23 protein-coding genes are annotated in these 23,147 nt (G+C 68.6%); 16 read left to right on the forward strand and 7 right to left on the reverse strand.

Going from position 1 to position 23,147, the window contains the following annotated elements; translation table 11 throughout:
• The 10 genes from AC07XP_RS01450 to AC07XP_RS01495 all read left to right on the forward strand — a co-directional run.
• Positions 1 to 206 (forward strand): hypothetical protein (locus AC07XP_RS01450; RefSeq protein ID WP_495263583.1); only part of this gene is annotated, 206 nt, incomplete at its 5' end.
• 20 nt (positions 207 to 226) lie between these two features.
• The gene (locus AC07XP_RS01455; RefSeq protein ID WP_062471343.1) at positions 227 to 529 is read left to right on the forward strand and encodes a Dabb family protein; all 303 of its coding nucleotides are present in this window, start codon (positions 227 to 229) and stop codon (positions 527 to 529) included.
• Positions 519 to 1,916: a DUF2252 domain-containing protein gene (locus tag AC07XP_RS01460; RefSeq protein ID WP_495263584.1), complete on the forward strand. Its 1,398-nt coding sequence runs from the start codon at positions 519 to 521 to the stop codon at positions 1,914 to 1,916. The genes AC07XP_RS01455 and AC07XP_RS01460 overlap by 11 nt, the downstream gene beginning before the upstream one ends.
• A 70-nt stretch (positions 1,917 to 1,986) precedes the next feature.
• Positions 1,987 to 2,787, forward strand: coding sequence for an SDR family oxidoreductase (locus AC07XP_RS01465; RefSeq protein ID WP_095745325.1), 801 nt, complete (start codon positions 1,987 to 1,989; stop codon positions 2,785 to 2,787).
• A 1-nt stretch (position 2,788) separates the two neighbouring features.
• Positions 2,789 to 3,259, forward strand: a complete 471-nt coding sequence (locus AC07XP_RS01470; protein WP_082817985.1) for a PaaI family thioesterase — start codon at positions 2,789 to 2,791, stop codon at positions 3,257 to 3,259.
• A gap of 24 nt (positions 3,260 to 3,283) precedes the next feature.
• Positions 3,284 to 4,300 carry an NADP-dependent oxidoreductase gene (locus AC07XP_RS01475; RefSeq protein ID WP_495263585.1) on the forward strand — a complete coding sequence of 339 codons (1,017 nt, stop codon included), beginning with the start codon at positions 3,284 to 3,286 and terminating at the stop codon, positions 4,298 to 4,300.
• A gap of 31 nt (positions 4,301 to 4,331) precedes the next feature.
• Complete coding sequence (locus AC07XP_RS01480; RefSeq protein WP_495263586.1) at positions 4,332 to 5,975, forward strand: isovaleryl-CoA dehydrogenase; 1,644 nt, start codon at positions 4,332 to 4,334, stop codon at positions 5,973 to 5,975.
• A 50-nt stretch (positions 5,976 to 6,025) separates the two neighbouring features.
• A complete protein-coding gene (locus AC07XP_RS01485) occupies positions 6,026 to 6,610 on the forward strand; it encodes a hypothetical protein (protein ID WP_159271795.1) in 585 nt (194 codons plus the stop codon).
• Between the two features lie 80 nt (positions 6,611 to 6,690).
• Positions 6,691 to 7,629: a glutathione S-transferase family protein gene (locus AC07XP_RS01490; RefSeq protein ID WP_495263587.1), complete on the forward strand. Its 939-nt coding sequence runs from the start codon at positions 6,691 to 6,693 to the stop codon at positions 7,627 to 7,629.
• A 109-nt stretch (positions 7,630 to 7,738) separates the two neighbouring features.
• Entirely contained in the window at positions 7,739 to 8,644 is a 906-nt protein-coding gene (locus AC07XP_RS01495) for an SDR family oxidoreductase (protein WP_487846937.1), read from the forward strand.
• 42 nt (positions 8,645 to 8,686) lie between these two features.
• Here AC07XP_RS01495 and AC07XP_RS01500 read toward each other — a convergent pair whose 3' ends face one another.
• Positions 8,687 to 9,373, reverse strand: coding sequence for an FMN-dependent NADH-azoreductase (locus tag AC07XP_RS01500; RefSeq protein WP_307638159.1), 687 nt, complete (start codon positions 9,371 to 9,373; stop codon positions 8,687 to 8,689).
• A 134-nt stretch (positions 9,374 to 9,507) separates the two neighbouring features.
• On the opposite strand from AC07XP_RS01500, the gene gcvA reads away from it, so the two are divergent.
• Positions 9,508 to 10,413, forward strand: coding sequence for a transcriptional regulator GcvA (gene gcvA, locus AC07XP_RS01505; protein ID WP_495263588.1), 906 nt, complete (start codon positions 9,508 to 9,510; stop codon positions 10,411 to 10,413).
• Positions 10,414 to 10,463: 50 nt separating this feature from the next.
• The gene (locus AC07XP_RS01510) at positions 10,464 to 11,105 is read left to right on the forward strand and encodes an ABC transporter ATP-binding protein (protein ID WP_495263589.1); all 642 of its coding nucleotides are present in this window, start codon (positions 10,464 to 10,466) and stop codon (positions 11,103 to 11,105) included.
• Here AC07XP_RS01510 and AC07XP_RS01515 read toward each other — a convergent pair whose 3' ends face one another.
• Both AC07XP_RS01515 and AC07XP_RS01520 read right to left on the reverse strand, forming a co-directional pair.
• A complete protein-coding gene (locus AC07XP_RS01515; RefSeq protein WP_495263590.1) occupies positions 11,106 to 11,633 on the reverse strand; it encodes a GNAT family N-acetyltransferase in 528 nt (175 codons plus the stop codon). It abuts the gene before it with no gap.
• A 27-nt stretch (positions 11,634 to 11,660) separates the two neighbouring features.
• Positions 11,661 to 12,641, reverse strand: a complete 981-nt coding sequence (locus tag AC07XP_RS01520) for a GlxA family transcriptional regulator (RefSeq protein WP_495263591.1) — start codon at positions 12,639 to 12,641, stop codon at positions 11,661 to 11,663.
• 156 nt (positions 12,642 to 12,797) lie between these two features.
• Between AC07XP_RS01520 and AC07XP_RS01525 the strand changes: the two genes are divergently transcribed.
• On the forward strand, positions 12,798 to 13,643 hold the full coding sequence (locus tag AC07XP_RS01525; protein ID WP_495263592.1) for a dienelactone hydrolase family protein: 846 nt from the start codon (positions 12,798 to 12,800) through the stop codon (positions 13,641 to 13,643).
• On the opposite strand, the gene AC07XP_RS01530 is transcribed toward AC07XP_RS01525, so the two are convergent.
• Complete coding sequence (locus AC07XP_RS01530; protein WP_495263593.1) at positions 13,601 to 14,803, reverse strand: MFS transporter; 1,203 nt, start codon at positions 14,801 to 14,803, stop codon at positions 13,601 to 13,603. The genes AC07XP_RS01525 and AC07XP_RS01530 overlap by 43 nt on opposite strands.
• Before the next feature lie 90 nt (positions 14,804 to 14,893).
• Between AC07XP_RS01530 and AC07XP_RS01535 the strand changes: the two genes are divergently transcribed.
• Complete coding sequence (locus AC07XP_RS01535; protein ID WP_095948546.1) at positions 14,894 to 15,856, forward strand: LysR family transcriptional regulator; 963 nt, start codon at positions 14,894 to 14,896, stop codon at positions 15,854 to 15,856.
• Here AC07XP_RS01535 and AC07XP_RS01540 read toward each other — a convergent pair.
• The 3 genes from AC07XP_RS01540 to AC07XP_RS01550 form a co-directional block, all read right to left on the reverse strand.
• Positions 15,805 to 16,569 carry a fumarylacetoacetate hydrolase family protein gene (locus AC07XP_RS01540; RefSeq protein WP_495263594.1) on the reverse strand — a complete coding sequence of 255 codons (765 nt, stop codon included), beginning with the start codon at positions 16,567 to 16,569 and terminating at the stop codon, positions 15,805 to 15,807. The two genes, AC07XP_RS01535 and AC07XP_RS01540, sit on opposite strands and share 52 nt — an antisense overlap.
• Before the next feature lie 305 nt (positions 16,570 to 16,874).
• Positions 16,875 to 17,852, reverse strand: a complete 978-nt coding sequence (locus tag AC07XP_RS01545; RefSeq protein ID WP_307693604.1) for a Bug family tripartite tricarboxylate transporter substrate binding protein — start codon at positions 17,850 to 17,852, stop codon at positions 16,875 to 16,877.
• A gap of 130 nt (positions 17,853 to 17,982) precedes the next feature.
• On the reverse strand, positions 17,983 to 19,227 hold the full coding sequence (locus tag AC07XP_RS01550; protein ID WP_307638170.1) for a pyridoxal-phosphate-dependent aminotransferase family protein: 1,245 nt from the start codon (positions 19,225 to 19,227) through the stop codon (positions 17,983 to 17,985).
• Positions 19,228 to 19,348: 121 nt separating this feature from the next.
• Between AC07XP_RS01550 and AC07XP_RS01555 the strand changes: the two genes are divergently transcribed.
• Complete coding sequence (locus AC07XP_RS01555; RefSeq protein ID WP_070060653.1) at positions 19,349 to 20,062, forward strand: GntR family transcriptional regulator; 714 nt, start codon at positions 19,349 to 19,351, stop codon at positions 20,060 to 20,062.
• Positions 20,063 to 20,071: 9 nt separating this feature from the next.
• Positions 20,072 to 23,128: an FAD-binding and (Fe-S)-binding domain-containing protein gene (locus AC07XP_RS01560; protein ID WP_495263595.1), complete on the forward strand. Its 3,057-nt coding sequence runs from the start codon at positions 20,072 to 20,074 to the stop codon at positions 23,126 to 23,128.
• Positions 23,129 to 23,147: the final 19 nt, after the last annotated feature.

Below are 23,147 nucleotides of genomic sequence, written 5' to 3' on the forward strand. Positions count from 1 at the left end.
CCGCCCAACCGCCGAAACCACCCAAGCCGCATGCGCGGCTCGAGAAGTGGATCTGGATCCTGATCTACGGCGGCCTGTTCCTCGTGATCCTGGGCATCGCCACGGGCCGCACCGAGCCCACGCTGGGCTGGTCGATGGCCGTGCCCGGCGTCGTGGTCGCCGCGGTGGGCGTCGTGCTCATCTACGTGCGTTCGCGGCTCAAGTAAGAACAAGGCAAGGACCGACCATGCTCAAGCACATCGTGATGTGGAAGTTCAAGGAGCACGCCGAGGGCGCCGACAAGGCGACCAACCTGCTCAAGGCCAAGGCGCTGCTCGATGCCTGCGCGACGCTTTCGCCCGGCACGCACCGTTTCGAGGTGGTCATTGCCCAGCCCGGGCTCGAGGCCACCTACGACCTGATCCTCAATTCGGAATTCACCGACGCCGCTGCGCTGGCGGCCTACGCCGACCACCCCCAGCACGTGGCGCTCAAGCCCTTCATCGGCGCCGTGCGCGAAGCCCGCCAGTGCATGGACTATGAGCTCTGAACCCCACGCGCCCGACGCCACGGCCTCACCGGCCGAGCGGCGGGCGTTCGGCCGTGCGCAGCGCCAGCGCTGTGCGCTCGGCCAGTGGGCGCAGGTGCCCCGGCCCGACGCGGCCGACCGCGATCCGCTCGGCTGGCTGAAGGCGTCCAACCGCGGCCGCGTGCCCGAGCTGGTGCCGGTGCGCCACGGCCGCATGCTGGTCAGCCCCTTCACGTTCTACCGCGGCGCCGCCAGCCTGATGGCGAACGACCTCGCCAGGCTGCCGCACAGCGGCATCGCGACGCAGCTGTGCGGCGATGCGCACCTCGCGAACTTCGGCTTCTTTGCCAGCCCCGAGCGCGCGCTGGTCTTCGACATCAACGATTTCGACGAAACCCTGCAAGGGCCCTTCGACTGGGACGTGCGCCGGCTGGCCACCTCGTTCGTGGTGGCCGCGCGCGACCGGGGTTTCAAGCCGCGCATCGGGCGCGAGGCCGTGCAGCAGCTGGCCGAGGCGTACCGCGACCGCATGCGGGCCTTCGCGCGCATGGACACGCTGGAGGCCTGGTACGCGCGGCTCACCTCGCAAACCCTGCTGAAACTCGGCGCCGAAGACGCGACCGAGCTCGCGGTCATCAAGAAGGCGCGCCGCAGCACCTCGCGCGTGTTCGCCGACAGCGCGACCGAGACGGTCGACGGCCGCCTCATGATCCGCGACCAGCCGCCGTTCGTGTACCACGACGCCCGCGCGACGGCGCGTGAAATCAAGCGCTTCCGCGCCGGGCTGCCGGCCTTCCTGGCGCAGTACCGCGCCAGCCTGCCGCCCGAGCGCCAGCGGCTGTTCGACCGCTACGAGCTGCACGATGTCGCGGTGCTCACGCCCGGCGTCGGCTCGGTCGGCCGGCGCTGCTTCCTGCTGCTGTTCGTGGCCGACCGCGCGCACCCGCTGTTCCTGCAGTGCAAGGAGGCCGGCGAGTCGGTGCTTGAAGCCCCGCTGGGCGCGGCACCGGACACGGCGTCGCCGGGCCAGCGCGTGGTGCAAGGCCAGCGGCTGGCACAGGCCGCCAGTGACGTCTTCCTGGGCTGGGCCCAGGGACCGGGCGGGCGCGGCTTCTACGTGCGGCAGCTGCGCGACATGAAGGCCTCCTACAAGCTCGAGGACTTCAAGCCGGTCGACCTGCTCGAGTTCGCCGAAGCCTGCGGCTACAGCCTGGCCCGCGCGCATGCCAAGGGCGGCGACGCCTGGGCCATCGACGGCTACCTGGGGCGCTCCAAGAGCTTCAACACGGCGCTCGCCGATTTCGCCGAAGGCTATGCCGACGTGAACCAGGCCGACTGGCGCCGGCTGAAAAAAGCCGTGGCCGCCGGCAAGGCCGCCGCGGTCGAGGCGGACGACACCGCGTCCTGACGACCCGAAGCCACCGCCTCCAGCGCCAACGCAACCCTCTTCTTTCATCATCCACACCGGAGACACCGACATGACGAAGCCCCGCACCACCCAACAGCTGTTCGACCTCACGGGTCAGACGGCGCTCATCACCGGCGGCTCGCGCGGCCTGGGCCTGCAGATGGCCCATGCCCTGGGAGAAGCCGGCGCGAAGATCATGCTGAGCTCGCGCAAGGCCGACGACCTGGAACAGGCCGCCGCCGAGCTGCAGGCTGCCGGCATCGACGCGCGCTGGATCGCCGCCGACTGCTCCAAGGAAGAAGACACCCGCCGCCTGGCCGACGAGACCCTGCAGCGCATGGGCGGCGTCGACATCCTCATCAACAACGCCGGCGCCAGCTGGGGTTCGCCGGCCGAGAGCCACCCCGTCGAGGCCTGGGACAAGGTGATGAACCTCAACGTGCGCGGCTACTTCATCCTGGCGCAGCAGGTTGCCAACGGCTACATGATCCCGAAGAAGCGCGGGCGCATCATCAACATCGCCTCGATCGCGGGCCTGAACGGCAACCCGCCCGGCATGCAGACGCTGGCCTACAACACCTCGAAGACCGCGGTGATCGGCTTCACCAAGACGCTGGCCGCCGAATGGGGCAAGTACAACATCAACGTGAACGCGATCTGCCCGGGCTTCTTCATGACGAAGATGGCAGCCGGCCTGATCAAGACCCTGGGCGAAGAGCACATGGCCGCCTCGGCGCCGCTGGGCCGCCTGGGCGACGACGAAGACCTGAAGGGCCTGACGCTGCTGTACGCGAGCGATGCCGGCAAGCACATCACCGGCCAGTGGGTCGCGGTCGACGGCGGCGTGAGCGTGGTGTTGGGTGCGGCCTGACATGTCCGATTCGCCTGAAAAGTCCAGCGACATCAACATCCGCTCGTACACGAGCCAGATTCCGTTCGCGCGCCACCTCGGCTTCGAACTCACGAAGTTCGAGGACGGCCAGTCCGAGATCATCTACACCGCCAAGCCCGAGCACCTGAACACCTTCGACGTGACGCACGGCGGCGCCTGCATGACGCTGCTCGACATCGCCATGGCGGCGGCCGCGCGCAGCGTGGCGCCCGAGACCGGCGTGGTCACCATCGAGATGAAGACCAGCTTCATGCAACCGTCGGTCGGCCCGCTGCACGCCCGCGGCACGCTGCTGCATCGCACCGCGACGCTGGCCTTCACGGAGGCCAAGATCTACGACGAGCAGGAGCGCGTGTGCGCCCATGCCACCGGCACCTTCAAGTACGTGAAGCGCCGGCTGCCGACCGGCCCCGCGAGCGCGAACGCGATGCGCCCGCCATCCACCGACTGACACCCCATTTCCCCGGAGACTTCCATGCCCACCAACAAGCAGATCCACCTCGACAACCGCCCCGAGGGCGAAGCCACGGCCAGCAACTTCAAGCTGGTGACTGTCGAGACGCCCGCGCTCGCCGACAACCAGGTGCTGGTGCGCCACCACTACATGAGCCTCGATCCGTACATGCGTGGGCGCATGAACGACGCGAAGAGCTACGCGCAGCCGCAACCCGTGGGCCAGGTGTTCCAGGGCGGCACGGTCGGCGAGGTGGTCGAGAGCAAGCACCCCAAGTTCGCCGTGGGCGACAAGGTCGTCGGCTTCGGCGGCTGGCAGGAATACAGCGTGGTCGATGCCTCGCAGCCCGGCGCGCTGAAGAAGGTCGACACCACGCACGTGCCGCTGTCGCACTACCTCGGCGCCGTCGGCATGCCCGGTGTGACTGCCTGGTATGGCCTCGTGAAGATCATCGCGCCCAAGGCCGGTGAAACCGTGGTCATCACCGCCGCCAGCGGCGCCGTGGGCAGTGCCTTCGGTGCGCTGGCCAAGGCGCGCGGCTGCCGCGTGGTCGGCATCGCGGGCGGCCCCGACAAGTGCAAGTACGTGACCGACGAGCTCGGCTTCGACGCCTGCATCGACTACCGCCAGCACCCCGACGTGAAGACCATGAGCGCCGCGCTCAAGGAAGCCTGCCCGAACGGCATCGACGGCTACTTCGAGAACGTCGGCGGCTACATCTTCGACGCCGTGCTGCTGCGCACCAACGCCTTCGCGCGCGTGGCGCTGTGCGGAATGATCGCCGGCTACGACGGTGCGCCGCTGCCGCTGGCGAACCCCGCGCTGATCCTCATCAACCGCCTGAAGATCGAGGGCTTCATCGTCAGCGAGCACATGGAAGTGTGGCCCGAGGCGCTGACCGAACTCGGCACGCTGGTGGGCACGGGCAAGCTCAAGCCGCGCGAGTCGGTGGCGCAGGGCATCGAAGCTGCCCCTGAAGCCTTCCTGGGTTTGCTCAAGGGCAAGAATTTCGGCAAGCAACTGGTGAAGCTCATTTGATGCTTTGAAACGCACGGCAAGGAGGCCGGTCATGGACACGACACACGAGGTCTTCAACCAGCCCACGCCGCTGGTGGACTACAACCTCTTCGACACCCACCGCCCCCTGCGCGATGCGCTGACGTTCAACGCGCCCACGCTGCAGACCACGCAGCTGCACGAACTGGGCGCCACCCTCGGCTCGGCCGCCATGCAGACGCATGCGCGGCTGGCCAACATCCACACGCCCGAACTCCACACGCACGACCGCTTCGGCCGTCGCATCGACGAAGTGGAGTTCCATCCGAGCTACCACGCGTTGATGACTGCCGCCGTGGGCGCGGGCCTGCACGGCACGCCGTGGACCGGCACATCCGCCTCGCCGCACGTGCTGCGCGCGGCGGGCTTCATGCTCTTCACCGAGCTGGAGCCGTCCATCCTGTGCCCGATCTCGATGACCTACGCCGTCACGCCCGCCTTGCGCGGCAACGCGGGCGTGCATGCCGACTGGGGCCCGAAGCTCGCCAGCCTCTGGTACGACCCCGCGCTCAAGCCCTTGAACGACAAGCCCGGCGTGACCATGGGCATGGGCATGACCGAGAAGCAGGGCGGCTCCGACGTGCGGGCCAACACCACGCAAGCGGTGCGCGACGGCAGCGACGCCTGGGGCGAGCGCTACGCGATCACGGGCCACAAGTGGTTCTTCTCGGCGCCGATGTGCGACGCCTTCCTCATCCTCGCGCAGGCGCCGGCCGGGCTGTCGTGCTTCTTCCTGCCGCGCGTGTTGCCCGATGGCACGCGCAACGCCATCCACATCCAGCGGCTGAAGGACAAGCTCGGCAACAAGGCCAACGCCAGCTCCGAGGTCGAGTTCCACGGTGCCAGCGCCTGGCTGGTGGGCGAGGAGGGGCGCGGCATTCCGCAGATCCTCGAGATGGGCACGATGACGCGGCTCGACTGCTCGCTTGGCACCAGCGGCCTCATGCGCCAGGCGCTGGGCATCGCGCTGAACCACACGGCGCAGCGCCAGGCCTTCGGCAAGCCGCTGGTCGAACAGCCGCTCATGAAGAACGTGCTGGCCGACCTCGCGCTCGAAAGCGAAGCCGCCACCGCCCTGGCCATTCGCCTCGCGCGGGCCTTCGACCGCCAGGCTGACGCGCACGAGAACCTGATGGCGCGCCTGCTCACGCCGGTCGCCAAGTTCTGGATCTGCAAGCGCGGCAGCCACTTCGCGCAGGAGGCCATGGAGTGCCTGGGCGGCAACGGCTACGTGGAAGAGGGCGGCGAGGGCATCCTCGCGCGCATCTACCGCGAGATGCCGCTTAACTCCATCTGGGAGGGTGCCGGCAACATCATGGCGCTCGACCTGCTGCGCGGCCTGCGCAAGGGCGACGCCGTGGCTGCGCTGGCGCACGAGCTGGCCCCCGCGCGCGGCCAGCAGGCCGCCCTCGACCGCCTTGCCGACGCCTTGCCCGCACGCATCGAGGCCATGGCCTCCGAGACCGAGGCACGCCGCCTCGCGCAGGACGTGGCGTTGGTCGTGCAGGCCGCCTTGCTGGTGCAGACCGCGCCCGCCGCCGTGGCCGACGCCTTCTGCGCCTCGCGCCTGGGCGGCGACTGGGGCCAGGCCTTCGGCACGCTGGGCGCGGGCACCGATTTCGATTCGATCATCCAGCGCGCGCAGCCGGTGCTTTAGTCAAATTGTTCGCGAGTAAGGCGCTTGCCAATGAAGCTGAGAAAGGAAAAATGAGCCTGAATATCGGTGGGATGAGAGTAGCGCTGGATGGTGCGCTTGAAGGGGTTTTCGCGGACATGAGGCGCGAGTTCTCCGCATTTTTCGACAGTCTCGTACAGGGCGATATCCTGAGGCTGGACGGATCAAATGCGGTTGCGGAACTCCACGAACTAACCAACCGTGAGTCGCTCGACGTTGTGCCGAACACCCCAGCTTTTTATGTGATCTTTTCAGACTTCAAGGTCGATGGCTCCCCTTCGAGATTGATGTTGTCTGATGGAAGGCGCGCCATTTACAGAGGGGAAGGTGCGACCGCCCGTTATCGGCTTGAGAGCCATTTGTTCAACACCGCCTATGAGGCTGGATTCGATGGGCGGCGTGCAAGCAAAGACAAGTTCTCGGAGAACTATTACGGCGCATGTTTGAAGATAAAGGAAGACGAGAGTGGAATTGATATCGACGACGAGCCCTATTCCCGGGCGAGATGGGCCGTTCTCGTTGTGAGGCTCCCGCGCAGCACCTCCGTCATCCGGAAGCAAGCCGAACTTGCTTTCGATAACCGTTTTAGGAGGCCCGCTGCGTCTCGCGAAATCTAGTGCCGGATAGTGATCGCACAAAGGTGGCGCAAGAACCAAGTGTGCGGACATTCCATTCAAACCAAACCACGAAAGACACCATGGCCGACCTCATCCTTCACCACTACACCACCTCGCCGTTCTCGGAAAAGGTGCGCACGATCCTCGGCGCCAAGCAGCTGGCGTGGAAGTCGGTCTTCATTCCGCCGATCATGCCCAAGCCCGATGTGGAAGTGCTCACCGGCGGCTACCGCAAGACGCCGTTCCTGCAGATCGGCGCCGACATGTACTGCGACAGCGCGCTCATCGCCGACGTGCTGGAGCACCTGCAGCCCGAGCCCACGCTCTACCCGCAGCCCGAGAAGGGCATGTCGCGCATCCTCGCGCAGTGGGCCGACACCTCGCTGTTCTGGGCCGCGATGGCCTGGAGTCTGCAGCCCAAAGGCGCCGCCGAAGTGTTCGCCAAGGCCCCGCCCGAAGCCATCAAGGCCTTCGGCGAAGACCGCGGCAAGATGAGCGCCGGCAACATGACGCGCCTGCGTCCGGCCGACGCCACCGGCGCCTACAAGTCGTACCTGCGCCGCCTGTCCGACATGCTGGACGACAAGCCTTTCCTGCTGGGCGAAGTGCCGTGCATCGCCGACTTCTCGGCCTACCACCCGCTGTGGTACACGCGCCGCATCGAGGCGGTGAAGGGCATCCTCGATCTGACGCCCGCGGTGCTCGACTGGATGGACCGCATGGCGGCCATCGGCCACGGCACGTCGTCGAAGTTCTCCAGCGACGAGGCCATTGCCGTCGCCAAGGCCGCCACGCCGCACACGCTGCTGACCGACAGCACCTTCCAGGACGACCACGGCATTCCCCTGGGCAGCGCCGTCACCTTGCGCGCCGAGAGCTTCGGCCTCGAAGAGACGCCGGGCATCCTGGTGGCCGCCACGCGCACGCACTACACGCTGGAGCGCAACAGCGAGCGCACGGGCAGGGTGCATGTGCACTTTCCGCGCATCGGCTATGTGTTGAAGAAAGCAGAGGCCTGAAAACGTCCGATGTGAACGTGGGTCGGGGCACCTTCGTGACTGCGCCGGCGCGCGTTCCGTATTTCAATAGCGGCTTCCGCTTCAACGTCAGAGACAAGGACACCGGCAAATGATCCAGGACTTCAAGGGCAAGACCGCCGTACTCACCGGCGCAGGCTCGGGCTTCGGCCTCGAATGCGCGCGCATCGGCGCCGCCCGCGGCATGAACCTCGTGCTGGTCGACGTGCAGCAGGACGCACTCGACAAGGCCAAGGCCGAGATGGAGGCCCTGGGCGTCCAGGTGCTGGCGCGCAAGGTCGATGTGTCCGATGCGGCGCAGATGGAAGCGCTGGCCGCCGCCGTCAAGGAACGCTTCGGCGCACCGCACTTCGTGTTCAACAACGCCGGCGTGGGCGCCGGCGGCCTGGTGTGGGAAAACACCGTGGCCGACTGGGAATGGGTGCTGGGCGTCGACCTGTGGGGCGTGATCCACGGCGTGCGCCTGTTCACGCCCATGATGCTCGAGGCCGCCGCCAAGGACCCGGGCTACCGCGGCCACATCACCAACACCGCCAGCATGGCCGGCCTGCTCACGCCGCCCAACATGGGCATCTACAACGCGGCCAAGGCCGCCGTCGTGAGCCTGACCGAAACCATGTACCAGGACCTCAACCTGGTCACCGACCAGATCGGTGCCAGCCTGCTGTGCCCGTACTTCGTGCCCACCGGCATCACGAGCAGCGAGCGCAACCGCCCGAACGCGCCCAAGGACACCGAGCTCACCAAGAGCCAGCTCATCGGCCAGGCCATGAGCAACAAGGCGGTGAGCAGCGGCAAGATCACGGCCGCCGAGGTGGCGCACAAGGTGTTCGAAGCCATCAGCGACAACCAGTTCTACGTGTTCAGCCACCCGAAGGCGCTGGGCAACGTGAAGAGCCGCATGGAGAACATCGTGTCGATCACCAACCCGGCCGACCCGTTCCTCGAGCGCCCCGAGATCGGCCAGAAGCTGCGCGAGCAGCTGCGCTCGGCTTGATCCTTTCCTGAAGATGCGGCCCGTCTTCGCGAGGGGCCGCGCTCAGCCGGCCTGCACCTTCGCCTGCAGGTCGCGCACCAACTGCTCGATGCCCGACAGCGCCTCGGCCATCGACCGCTCCAGCAGGTCGCCCCGGTCTTCCGCGTGCTCGACCGCGATGTCGTGCACCTCGCGCAGCCCGACCAGGCCCAGCGCAGCCTTCACGCCCGGCACCAGGAAATTCAGATGCGCCTGCATGCCGCCGGGCCCGAAGCCGCTGCTGCCGTGCGCGGTGAGCAGCACCGTGCGGCGCGGGCGCTCGGCCAGCAGCGGCACATAGGGGTCGTCCAGGCTCGGGTCCATGTCGAAGGTCTCGCCGACGCGCACGATGTTGTCGATCCACGCCTTCACGGTGGCCGGGGCGCTGTAGTTGTACATGGGCGTGCCCATCACGATCACGTCGGCGCGGCGCAGCTCGGCAATGAAGGTGTCGCTCTCGGCCAGCACCTCGTGCATCCAGGGCTCGCGCGCTTCGGCGGGCGTGTAGGCGCTGTGGATCCAGTCGCCGGTGACCGCCTGCGGCGGCGCGATGCCGAAGTCGCGGTAGATCACCTCGTCCTGTGGGCGGGCCGCCTGCCAGGTGCTGACGAAGTGGTGGCTCAGGCGGCGCGAATGCGAGCCGTGGACGACGGCGCCCGAACGGCCGGAACGGGGGCTGGCATCGATGTGGAGCAGGGTGGTGGTGGTCATGGCGTGGTCCTCGGTTGGATGAAGGGAATTCAGCTGTCTGCTTGACACGGTTCCCAATTTATCGAAGCATCCATCGACGGACAAACGACGAATTCTTTTCGCTGCAGAAAATTAAACTCATCTATCAGCACGCCATGGCCCTCCTGCATTCCCTGCCTCCGCTGGCCTCGCTGCGCGCCTTCGAGGCCGCCGCACGCCATTGCAGCGCCAAGCTCGCGGCGAACGAGCTGTCGGTCACGCCCACGGCCATCAGCCACCAGGTGCGCCAGCTCGAGGAGTCGCTGGGTGTGGCGCTGTTCGTGCGCCAGCCGCGCCAGCTCGTGCTGACGCCGCAGGGCCGCGAGCTGCAGGCGGTGCTGAGCGATTCGTTCGCTGCCATGGCGCAGGCCGTGGCGCGCCTGCGTGCGCCGCCCGAGCGCAGCGCCATCACGCTGTCGACCACGCCCGCCGTCGCCGCGCGCTGGCTGCTGCCGCGCGTGGGGGCGCTGCGCGCGGCGCATCCCCGGCTCGACCTGCGCATCCACGCCTCGCACGACGCGGTGCCGCTGGACGGCCTCACGGCCGACGTCGCCATCCGCTACGGCAAGGGCCAGTGGCCGGGCCTGGTGGCCGAGAAGCTGTTCGACACCGTCTTCGCGCCGGCCTGCAGCCCCGCGCTCAAGCTGCGCCGCCCGGCCGACCTCGTGAAGCACACGCTGCTGCATTTCGCGGTGCCTAACAGCAAGACCCAGCCGGGCACCTGGGCCGCATGGCAGCAGGTGGCCCAGGTGCCCGGCCTGGACGTGTCGGCCGGCCCCGTGTTCTCCGACGAAACCCACACCGTCTCGGCCGCGTTGCAGGGGCAGGGCGTGGCGCTCATGGGCCTGGCGCTCATCGCCGACGAGCTGCGCGCGGGCAACCTCGTGCAGCCCTTCGGACCGGTGCTGCAGGGCTCGCCGTTCTACCTGGTGTGCCCGCAGGCGCGGCGTGACGATCCGAACGTGGCGGCGGTGTTCGAGTGGGTGAAGGGGCTGTCACCGCTGGACGCCGGCAGGGTCTGAATCACGGCAGCGACACAATCGCGTTCATCGCCGTTTCGTTCCCCCTTCTCATGCGAACTTCCTCGACTTCTTCCCTCCTGCAGATCCAGAACCTGCGCTTCGCGTACCCCGACCAGCCTGCGTTGGCCGACCGCTGGTCCGCCGCCATCGGCGAGGGCGTCACGCTGCTGTACGGCGACACCGGCAGCGGCAAGTCGACCTTGCTGCGCGTGCTGGCGGGCCAGCAGCCCGCATCGGCCGGGCAACTGCGCGCGGCCGGCGTGGCGCTCGACGCCGAGCCCGCGGCCTACCGGCGTCAGGTCTTCTTCTGCGAACCGGCGTCGGAAGCCTTCGACGCGCTCAGCGTGCAGGCGTGCACGGCCTTGCTGGGCGAGGGCGATGCGGGTTTCGACAAGGCCGAGTGGCAGCGCCTCGTCGAGGCCTTCTCGCTCGTGCCGCATCTGGAAAAGCAGATGTTCATGCTCTCGACCGGCTCGCGCCGCAAGGTCGGGCTGGCCGCCGCGCTCGCGTCGGGGCGGCCCGTGGTGCTGCTGGACGACCCGGTGGGTGCGCTCGATGCGCGTTCGATCCACGGCCTCTGGCGGGCCATCGAACGGCGCGTTGCGCAGCCGGGGCGGGCGGTGGTCGTGGCGAGCAGCGAGCGCGTCACGGAGGTGCCGCTGGCCGCCTGCATCGAGCTGCCGCTGGTCTGATCAGCGGCGCGGTGTCGCCATCACGTGGTTGTCGTACGGCTTTCCGCCGAGCATGAACTGCGTGAGTCCCATCGCCATCAGCCCCTGCGTTTCGTAGAACGCGACGGCGCGCGGGTTCTTCGCGTACACCGCGAGCCACAGGCCGTCGCTGCCCGTGCGTGCGTGCGCGGCGCTGCGGGCTTCGCGCAGCAGCATTGACCCGACGCCGCTGCGCTGAAAAGGTGACTGCACGTAGAGCGTGCGAAGTTCCGTGTCGCAGCCCGGCACCAGCGGCTGCGTGGCGCCGAACTGCAGCAGCGCATAGCCCACGAGCTGGTCGCCGACCTGCGCCACGCGCAGCGCGACATGGGGTGACTCCGACCATGCGGCGAACGCGGCCGGCGTGAAGGTCGAGAGCACGTAGCGCCCGAGCACATCGTTCACGCCGTCGGTGGCGTAGGTGTCGAGCCAGACCTGGATCGCGAGCGCGGCAAGCGTGTGCGCATCGGCTGCGGTGGCGGGACGAACGATGACAAGCGGACGATTCATGGTGCGGCGCATTCTCAGGCAACCGCGTCACGCCGTCTGCAAGGCCGACCGAAACCGGCTCGGCGGTGCGCCCGCCGACTTGCGCATGAGGCGACGCAGCGCCGTGGCGTCTTCGTAGCCGACCTGCACCGCGACCTGCTCGATGGTCATGCGGCTGCTCTCGATGAGCAGGCGCGCACGGTTCAGCCGCACGCTCTGTACCAATGCCAGCGCCCCCAGCCCGGTGGCGGCGCGCACGCGCCGGGCCAGCGTGCGCTGCGACATCGCGAACTCTTCGGCCAGCGCGGCCACGCTGGGCGGCGTGGGCAGCGCGGCCTCGATGCGCCGCGTGAGGCGCGCGACCAGCTCGTTGCCGTTGGACAGCATCGACGGCACGACGAACGGGGCCTGCGCCTGGCGGCCGTCGATCAGCAGCACCTTGCTCACGGCCTCGGCCAGCGCGGGGCCGAAGCGCGTGCGCAGCAGGTGCAGCATGAGGTCCGACTGCGCAAAGGCCGCGCCCGCGGTGCTCACCGGCCCGTCGGCGCAGACCATGCGGTCGGCATCGACGTGGCAGGCCGGTTCGAGGCGGCGCAGCTCGGGCGCCAACCACCACGAGGTCGTGACGCGGCGCTGCGACAGCAGGCCGGCTGCCTGCAGCAGGAACACGGCCGAGCACGAGGCCGCGAACGCGCCGCCGCGTGCGGCATGGCGTCGCACCGCATCGATGGCGGCGCGGGCGTGGTCGTCGGTCAGGCGCAGTGCGAGGTCGGCCGGTTTGTCGACGCCGAGGCCGGGCACGATCCATGTCGAGCCGTCGGCGCGCGCGCGGCGGGGCATGGCGAGGGTGTCGATCCGCAGGCCGTTGCTCAGCGGCACGCTGCCGCCATCGGGCGACACCACGCGCCAGGTGGGGCGGGGCATCTGGTGGCGCGGTGCGAGCGTGGCGGCTGCCGCCAGCACGTCGAGCGTGACGGCGGTGCTGGTGGCGAAGCTGCCCGGAAGGACGAGGACGGTGAAATCGTGCATGGCAGAAAACGCCTGATAGGCGTCTGAATGGACACTGGCAGTCTAGTGCGTGCTCGGGTGCAATGGGCATCGTCGCAACACCGAAAGTGCTTTCGTGTCCCACATCCTTGCCCTTGTTCCTCACGGCGCCCATCTGCACGCCCAAGAGGCCTTGCCATGACCGACCCGTTCGACGACTTCACCCGCCGCGAGATCACGCTCGACGGCGCCACCAAGGCGGTCTACGTCGCCGGCTCCGGCCCGGCCGTGATCGTGATGACCGAGATGCCCGGCATCAGCCCGCACGTGGCGCGTTTCGCCCGCTGGGTGCGCGACGCCGGCTTCACGGTCTACATGCCGTCGATGTTCGGCCGCGACGGCGCGGTGCCGGATGCGGAAGAGGGCAAGGCCGTGTTCCAGCGCGCCTGCGTGAGCGCTGAGTTCCGCGCCTTCGCGGGCAATGCCTCGAGCCCGGTGACGCAGTGGCTGCGCGCGCTCGCGCGGCTGGTGCATGCGGAGTGCGGCGGGCCTGGCGTGGGCGCCATCGGCATGTGCTTCACCGGCAACTTCGCGCTCACCATGATGCTGGAGCCTGCCGTGCTGGCACCCGTGCTGTCACAGCCGTCGCTGCCGCTGGACAACCCCGGCGGCATCGAGATCTCGCCGGAAGAGATCGCCCAGGTGCGCCAGCGCCTGGAGCGCGAGGACCTGACCGTGATGGCCTACCGCTTCGAGGGCGACCGCTTCTGCCGGGCCCAGCGTTTCGCGGCGTATGCAGAGGCACTGGGCGACCGTTTCGTGGCCCGTGTGCTGCCCGACAGCGCCGCCAACACGCGCGACCTGCCGTCGTTCTTCTCGCAGGTGGTGGCGAGCCCGCACAGCGTGGTGACGGCGCACCTGATCGACGAGGCCGGCCAGCCGACCCTTGCGGCGCGCGATGAGATCCTTTCGTTCTTCGCGCGCCGCCTGGGGGTTGCGGATCAGGCCCGTGCGGAAGAAGCGGCGCCGTCGGCCGGCAGCTGACCGGTCTTCTGTGCGCGGCGGTCGAGCGCGCGGCTCCACAGCGCGATCGCCAGGCCCACGAGCGTGAGCAGCGCGGCCACCCAGCCCAGCGCGCGCAGCCCCGGGCCGTGGTCGATCGTCACGCCGCCGACCCAGGCGCCGAGCGCGTTGCCGAGGTTGAAGGCCGCGATGTTCAGGCTCGAGGCGAGGTTCTGGCCCGCGCCCGAAGCCTTTTCCAACACGCGCAGCTGCATCGGCGCCACGGTGGCGAACGAGGCCACGCCGAGCAGGCCGACGAACACCACCGCGGTGAAAGGCGTGCCGATGGTGAACTGCATCGCGCCGAGCACCACGGCCAGCGCCACCAGCGTGCCGAGCACGGCGGCCATCGGTGCGCGGTCGGCCAGCTTGCCGCCCAGGATGTTGCCGACGGCCAGGCCGCCGCCGAACACCAGCAGGATCGGGGACACGGCCGATTCCGACAGGCCGGTGACCTGCGTCAGCAGCGGCTGGATGTAGGTGTAGACCACGAACACGCCGGCAAAGCCGAGCACCGTCATCGCCAAGCCCAGCAGCACCTGCGGGCGGGCGAGTACGGCGATCTCTTCGCGCAGCGGCGCCGGCTTGGCCTCGCCCTTCATGCGGGGCACGAAGGCCGCGAGCACCACGAAGGCCAGTACGCCGATCAGCGTCACCGCCCAGAAGGTCGAGCGCCAGCCCAGCTGCAGGCCCAGCCAGGCGCCGGCCGGCACGCCCAGCAGCGTGGCGGCGGTGAGGCCGGTGAACATGATCGCGATGGCCGAGGCGCGGCGTTCGGGCGCCACGAGGCCGGTGGCGACCACCGAGCCGACGCCGAAGAAGGTGCCGTGCGCCAGCGAGGTGATGACGCGCGCGGCCATCAGCATTTCGTAGTTGGGCGCGAGCGCACAGGCCAGGTTGCCGAGCGTGAAGATCGCCATCAGCGCGAGCAGCACGGTCTTGCGCGGCAGCTTGCGGGTGGCGATGGTGAGCACGGGCGCGCCGACCGCGACCCCGAGCGCGTAGCCCGAGATCAGCAGGCCGGCGGCCGTGATGGAGACGTGCAGATCCGTCGACACCTGCATGAGCAGGCCCATGATGACGAATTCGGTGGTGCCTATTCCGAAGGCACCGGCGGTGAGGGCAAGAAGAGCGATGGGCATGATGCCTGTACTGTGCGGACGATCGGCCTCGATGACTAGAATGCCGCCAGTACATGCACTTGTGAATTCAAGTCACAACAAAGGAAGGCCATGCCGCGCATCGACGTCAACCGCTCCGGTGAAATGGAGGCCTTCGTTCAGGTGGTGGAGGCGGGCGGTTTCTCGGCGGCGGCGCGGCTGCTGGACATGACGCCCTCGGCCGTCAGCAAGCTGGTGGCGCGGCTCGAGCTGCGCCTGGGCATCCAGCTGGTGCACCGTTCCACGCGCAAGCTGCAGCTCACGCCCGAGGGGCTGCATTTCTACGAGCGCAGCACGCGCGTGCTGGCCGACATGGACGAGGCGGAGCGTTGCGCCGCGGCCGGTGCGGCGCCGCGCGGGCGCGTGAGCATCAACGCCAGCGTGTCCTTCGGGCACCACAAGCTGGTGCCGCTGGTGCCGCGCCTGCTCGAGATGCATCCGCAGATCACGCTCGACATTGCGCTGACCGACCGCATCGTCGACCTGATGGACGAGCGCGCCGACATTGCGATCCGCTGGGGCCAGTTGCCGTCGTCCGACCTGGTGGCGCGGCGCCTGGGCGAAACCAGCCAGGCCATCGTGGCCGCGCCGGACTACCTGGCGAAATACGGCACGCCGCGCACGCCGCAGGAACTGGAGGCGCACAACCGGCTGGGCTGGAGTTACCGGCGCAACACGCCCGACTGGCCGTTGCGTGTCGATGGGCGCATGGTGATGTTGCCGGTGGCGGGGCCGGTGCGCGCGGGCGACGGCGAGACGCTGCGGCAGCTGGCGATTGCGGGGGCGGGTGTGGCGCGGTTGTCGCTGTATCACATCCAGCACGACATCGATGCTGGCCGGCTGGTGCCGCTGCTCGAGGAGTTCAACCCGGGCGAGATCGAGCCGATCCACGCGGTGTACATCGGCAAGGCCGGCACGCTGCCCGCGCGGGTGCGGGCGGTGCTCGACTTCCTGGTGGCGTGCTCGGGCGTGGGCGGCGGGCGCTACACGCTCAAGCGCACGGCGCCGATGCCGGGGAACTCGGCCGTCACCTGATCACCGCGGCGGCAGGGCAGCACGCCGACCCACGAGCCGGTGGTGACGACGGTGCCGGCGGGCACGGTCTGGCCGTGGCGCGTGAGGTGGCGCAGCCAGATCGGCAGCAGCCAGGCCGGATCGGCCAGCGGATGCGTGCCTTCGCGCACGACCGTTTCTGCGTCGCCGATCCTCGTTTCGCAGCGTTGCGAGGCCCAGTCGACGGCGGCGTACGGTTGCCACTCGCCGAGCACGAGTGCGCCGTGGACCTGCGAGTCGGCCAGGCGCAGCAGGGCGGGCGTGGCGGCCAGGTCTTGCCAGCGGGCATCGACGATTTCGACGGAGACGGCCATGGCGTCGATGAGCGCTGCCGAGTTGTCGTGGTCGAGTGCGGCAGCTTGGGCGGGGGTGACGTCCTGGCCGAGTCTCAATGCAATTTCTGCCTCGATGCCGGGGGTGTGGAATGTCAGATCGCTGAAGTTGGCGGGGCTTTCGCGCACGCCGTGCGGGGGCAGCGGGGCGTGCGTGAGCGTGGCGCTGCGGGAGCCGCCGCCGGACTTCCAGGTCTTCGGGACGCCGTCGAACCAGCCGAGGGCTGCGGCTACGGCGTCTTGCACTTCGTACGCTTGAGGTGCGTCTGGCAGGGCGTCAGTCCAGGGCGTTGCGTCTAGCGTGCGGTTGGCCTGGCGTGCGGCGATGAGGGCTTCGGTGAGGGCTTTTTGGTCGGGCGTCATGCTTGGGATCTTCTCAGTTTCTCTTGGGTTCAGTTCGTTCGGGGCGCGTGCCCAGGCCACCGGGTACTTCCCTCCGCGAATGTCCCCCGGCCTGCGGCCTCCTCCTTGATTTCGCTGCGGGAAGCACCCAGTGTCCTGGGCACATGGACGCGCTGTTGGTGTGCGGCCGATCAACGACCGCTCTGAACTCGCTCACGCCGACGGGTGCCTTGCGCAGCGAAATCAAGGAGGAGGGGCGCAGCCCCGGGGGACATTCGCGGAGCAAGGTGCCCCGTCGGCGTGAGCGTCGCCCTGAACAACGACCGTCAAGTCTCGACCTGCACCTTGCCGTCCTTGACGACTTTCGCCCACTTGGCGATCTCGGTGCTGATGAACTGCTTGAACTTGTCCTGCGAACCGCCGCCGTCTTCCGCGCCGTAGGTGTCGAGCCGCTCCTGCACATCGGGCATCGCGAGCACGGTGTTGACGTCGCGGTTCACTTTCTGCGCGATGGCCGGGGGCAGCTTGCCGGGGCCGGCCAGGCCGTACCAGGTGGTGGCCTCGAAGCCGGCAAAGCCTTGCTCCTGCATCGTCGGCACGTTCGGATGGCCCTTGGCGCGCTTGGTGCGCGTCTGGGCCACGGCGAGCACCCGGCCATTCTTCACGTGCGGGGTGGCGGCGGTCATGGTCTCGAAGCTGTACTGGATCTGTCCGCCCATCAGGTCGGCCAGCAGCGGGCCGCTGCCCTTGTAGGGCACGTGCAGCGCATCGACGCCGCCCTGCAGCTTGAACATCTCCAGCGCCAGGTGCTGGGCCGAGCCCGCGCCGGCGGAGCCGAAGCTCACGGTGCCAGGCGCGGCCTTGCAGGCGGCGACGATGTCTTTCACGCTGAGGGCCTTCTGGCCCGGGTTGGCGATGAGCAGGTTGGGCGTGACGCCCACGAGCACGATCGGCACGAAGTCTCGCTCCACGTGGTAGCGCAACTTGGGCTGCAGGCTGGGCGCGAGCGCGTGGCTGTTGATGTGGGCCATGAGCAGCGTGCTGCCGTCGCTGGGCTGCTGCGCCACGTAGTCGGCCGCGAGCACGCCGGCGACACCGGCCTTGTTCTCGACGATGACCTGCTGGCCCCACATGGTCGTGAGCTTCTGCGCGACCACGCGCGCGAGCGCATCGGTGCCGCCGCCGGGTGGAAAGCCCACCACGATGCGCACGGGGCCCGTGGGCCACTCCTGCGCGAACAGCCGGGGCACGCCCAGCGTGGCGGCCGCGCCGGCGGCGGCCTGGATCAGGGAACGTCTTTGCATCTTCTTTGTCTCCGTCGGTTGGGGAATCCGATGCGTGCCGGGAGCCGCTTGCGCGGGCCCGGCAGGGTGGTGGACCGCCGCATCGTTCGAGCGATGCGCTGCGGCCCGTGTGGGTTGGCGTGCGCCGGGTTCAGGCTGCTTTTTGCAGGCCGACCGGTGCGGCCTGGTGGCTCGCGAAATAGTCCATCGCCGCCTGCACGCCGCTGCCCGCCAGCTTGATGCCGCTGAGCTTCATGCCCATCTCGACACCCGCGACCATGGCCACGAGCGTGAGGTCGTTGCTGTCGCCCAGGTGGCCCATGCGGAACATGCGGCCCTTGAGCTTGCCCAGGCCCGTGCCCAACGACAGGTCGAAGCGCTGGTGGATCAGGCGGCGCACGGCGTCGGCATCGACGCCCTCGGGCGTGATCACGCCGGTGAGCACGGGCGAGTACACGGACGGGTCGGCGCACTGGATCGGCAGGCCCCAGGTGTTGACCGCGGCGCGCACGCCGGCGGCCCAGCGCTGGTGGCGCGCGAACACGTTGTCCAGGCCTTCGCCGAGGATCATGTCCAGCGATTCCGAGAGGCCGTACAGCAGGTTGGTGTTGGGCGTGTAGGGCCAGTAGCCGTCCTTGTTCATCTCGACGATCTCGTCCCAGGCCCAGAAGGCCTTGGGCAGCTTGGCGTGCTTCGCGGTTTCGAGCGCGCGCGGCGAGAGGGCGTTGAAGCTGATGCCGGGCGGCAGCATCAAGCCCTTCTGCGAGCCGCTCACGCAGACGTCGACACCCCATTCGTCATGGCGGTAGTCGGCGCTGGCCAGGCCCGAGATGCTGTCGACCATGAGCAGCGCAGGGTGGCCCGCCGCGTCGATGGCCTTGCGCACCGAGGCGATGTCGGAGGTGACGCCGGTGGAGGTTTCGTTGTGCACCACGCACACGGCCTTGATCTTCTTCTCGGTGTCCTTGCGCAGGCGCGCCTCGATGAGCTCGGCCTGCACGCCGCGGCGCCAGCTGGGCGCATTCGGCAGGTGGGCGTCGGTGCCTGTGTAGGCCAGGAACTCGGTCGACAGGCCCAGGCGCGTGGCCATCTTCTGCCACAGCGAGGCGAAGTGGCCGGTCTCGTACATGAGCACGTGGTCGCCAGGGCTGAGGGTGTTGGCGAGCGCGGCTTCCCATGCACCAGTGCCCGACGCGGGGTAGATGGCGACCGGGTGCTTCGTCTTGAAGATCTCCTTGATGCCGCCGAGCACCTTCAGGCCCAGCGTGCCGAACTCGGGCCCGCGGTGGTCGATGGTGGGCAGGCTCATGGCCCGCAGGATGCGGTCAGGGACCGGGCTGGGGCCGGGAATCTGGAGGAAGTGACGGCCGGTGGGGTGGATGTCGAGTTGCAGCATGGGCTCTCCTTGTGCGCTCAGTTTTGCATTCAAAATGCATTTATGTATGCTGGTTTATACCTATCAGCCTTGGTTGTATCGGCTATTTTTTGCATTCAAAATGCAGACAAGGGAACCCCATATGACCGCTGAAATCATCGAAATCTCCAGGCTGGCCTTGCATGACCAGGTGGCGTCGCGCCTGCGCACCATGCTGGTGGAGGGGCGCATCGCGCCCGGCGCCAAGCTCAACGAACGCGAGCTGTGCCTGCAGCTGAACGTGTCGCGCACGCCGCTGCGCGAGGCCATCAAGTTGCTGGCTGCCGAGGGGCTGGTCGACCTGCTGCCCAACCGCGGCGCGGTGGCGGTGAAGCTCACCGAGGCCGACGTGCTCAACACCTTCGAGGTGCTGGCGATGCTCGAGGGCATGTCGGGCGAGCTGGCGGCCAAGCGCATCACCGACGAGGAACTGGCCGAGGTGCGCGCGCTGCACTACGAAATGATGGCCTGCTTCGCGCGGCGCGACCTGTCGGGCTACTACCGCCTGAACGCGCGCATCCACACCGCCATCAACGACGCGGCGGCGAACCCGGTGCTGTCGAACACCTACCGCTCGATCAACGCCCGCGTGCAGTCGCTGCGCTTTCGCACCAACCAGGACGAGACCAAGTGGAAGCACGCGGTCGAGGAGCACGAGCAGATGGTGCAGGCGCTGGCCGCGCGCGACGCGCAGGCCATGCGCAAGGTGCTCACGGCGCACGTGCTGCGCAAGCGCGACACCGTGCTGGAGCTGCTGCGCGCCGGGCAGATCTACCCCACTGCCAAGAGCAAGACCACGAGCAACAACGCGAGCTAAGCACCCACCATGCGCATCGACCCCCCCAGCCACATGCAGCCAGCCGGAACCGTTCTTCCGCCCAACGACACCTGCGAACTGCTGGCGCGCCGGCTGCGCACCGACACGCAGGGAGAGGTGCTGTTCGACGACGGCTCGCGTGGGCGCTACGCCACCGACGCGTCGATCTACCAGATCACGCCGGTCGGCGCCTTCGTGCCCACGAACGAGCGCGACATCGCCACCGCCATCGACATCGCGCGCGACCTGAAGGTGCCGGTGCTGGCACGCGGCGGCGGCACCAGCCAGTGCGGCCAGACCACGGGCGCGGCGCTGGTGATCGACAACAGCAAGCACTTTCGCAAGGTGCTCGAGGTGAACGTGGAAGAGGGCTCCGCCACGGTCGAGCCCGGCCTGGTGCTCGACCACCTGAACGCGCAGCTCAAGCCGCATGGGCTCTGGTACCCGGTCGATGTGTCGACCAGCGCGCAGGCCACGCTGGGCGGCATGGCGGGCAACAACTCCTGCGGCTCGCGCTCCATCGCCTACGGCAACATGGTGCACAACGTGCTGGGCGCGAGCGCGTGGCTGTCGAGCGGCGAGCTGGTCGAGTTCGGTCCGCTGGGCCAGCTGGGCGCACGCGCGGCGGGCATCGCGCAGTTCGTGCATGGGCTGGCGCAAGAGCACCGCGACGCCATGGCGCAGCACTGGCCCAAGGTGATGCGCCGCGTGGCGGGCTACAACCTCGACATCTTCGACAACCAGAGCGAGAAACCGTACACGGCCGACGGCACCGTGAACCTCGCGCACCTGCTGATCGGCGCCGAAGGCACGCTGGCCTACACGCGCAGCCTGAAGCTCAAGCTGGCGCCGCTGCCGCGCGCCAAGGTGCTGGGCATCGTGAACTTCCCGACCTTCCATGCGGCCATGGACGCGGCGCAGCACATCGTGAAGCTGGGGCCGACGGCGGTGGAACTGGTCGACCGCACGATGATCGAGCTGAGCCTGGCCAACTCGGCTTTCAAGCCGACGGTGGAAACCGCGCTGATCGGCAAGCCCGCCGCCATCCTGCTGGTCGAGTTCTCGGGCGCCGACAAGGCCGCGCTGCTGCCGCAACTGAAGCGGCTGGTCGAGCTGATGGGCGACCTCGGCCTGCCCGGCAGCGTGGTCGAGATGGCCGACGACGCGCGGCAGAAGAACCTGTGGGAGGTGCGCAAGGCCGGCCTCAACATCATGATGAGCCTCAAGGGCGACGGCAAGCCCGTGAGCTTCATCGAGGACTGCGCCGTGCCGCTCGAACACCTGGCCGAATACACCGACGCGCTGACCGAGGTGTTCGCGAAATACGGCAGCCGCGGCACCTGGTACGCGCATGCCTCGGTCGGCACGCTGCATGTGCGGCCCATTCTCGACATGCGCGCCGACGGCGCGGCCAAGATGCGCGCCATCGCCGAAGAGGCCAGCGCGCTGGTGCGCAAGTACAAGGGCGCCTTCAGCGGCGAGCACGGCGACGGGCTGTGCCGCGGCGAATGGATCGAATGGCAGTTCGGGCCGGCGATCAACGAGGCTTTTCGCGCGATCAAGCAGCAGCTCGACCCGATCGGCCTATTCAACCCCGGCAAGATCATCGACCCGCCGCGCATGGACGACGGCGCGCTGTTCCGCTTCGCGCCGCCGACGGCGCCCAAGCCGTACCGTCGCATCGAACTGAAGCCCGTGCTCGACTGGTCGGGCTGGAACGTCAACGCCGACCCCGTGACTGAAGTGACCACCGCGCCCGGCACGGGCGGCGACAGCACCGGCGGCCTCGCCAAGGCCGTGGAGATGTGCAACAACAACGGCCACTGCCGCAAGTTCGACGCCGGCACCATGTGCCCCAGCTACCGCGTGACGCGCGACGAGCAGCACCTGACGCGTGGACGCGCCAACACGCTGCGCCTGGCGCTGTCGGGCCAGCTCGGCGCCGACGCCTTCACCAGCGAGGCCATGCACGAGACCATGGACCTGTGCGTGGGCTGCAAGGGCTGCAAGCGCGACTGCCCGACCGGTGTCGACATGGCGAAGATGAAGGTCGAGTTTCTCGACCACTACAAGAAGCGCCACGGCCACACGCTGAAAGACAAGCTGGTCGCCTACATGCCCGACTACGCACACCGCGCCAGCCGCATGCCCTGGCTGCTGAACCTGCGCAACCGCGTGCCGGGCGCGGCATGGCTGGGCGAGAAGATGCTGGGCTTTTCGGCGAAGCGCTCATTGCCCGAATGGCGCACCGACACCTTCTGGCGTGCGAAGGACGCAATGGCGGCCGGCCTGTTTTCCGATCAGGCCTCGGTGCTGGCCGCCGCAGCGCGCGGCGAGAAGGTCGCCGTGCTGTTCGTCGACACCTTCAACGGCACCTTCGAAAGCGAGAACGTCTTCGCGGCGGCGCGCGTGCTGCATGCCGCAGGCTATGCGCTGCACACGGTGGAGAAGGGCGGAGGGCACCACTGCTGCGGCCGGACCTTCCTGGCCAGCGGCATGGTGGACGAGGCCAAGGTGCGCGCCGGAGCGCTGATCGACGCGCTGCTGCCGCTGGCGCAGGCCGGCGTTCCCATCGTCGGGCTCGAGCCTTCGTGCCTGCTCACGCTGCGCGACGAAACACTGGTGATGGGCTTCGGCGACAAGGCGCAGGCCGTCGCGAAGCAGGCGCTGCTGTTCGAAGAGTTCATCGCGCGCGAACGCAAGGCCGGCCGCTTCGAACTCGCACTGAAGCCGGCCACCGCGCCCATCCTGCTGCACGGCCACTGCCACCAGAAGGCCTTCGGCGCGGTGAGTCCGATCATGGAGGTGCTGAAGCTGATTCCGGGCGCCGAGCCCGAGCTGATCGAGAGCTCATGCTGCGGCATGGCCGGCAGCTTCGGCTACGAGGCGAGCCACTTCGAGGTGTCGATGCAGATGGCCGAGGCGAGCTTGCTGCCGGCCATCCGTGCCCGGCCCGATGCGATCGTGGTGGCGGACGGCACGAGCTGCAGGCACCAGATCGGCGACGGCGCGCAGCGCGAGGCGGTGCATGTGGCGGTGCTGCTGGCGCGGCACATGATGCTCTGAGGCGGCTGCGGTTTTCTCT

The organism is Variovorax sp. GW531-E2, from assembly GCF_059423125.1.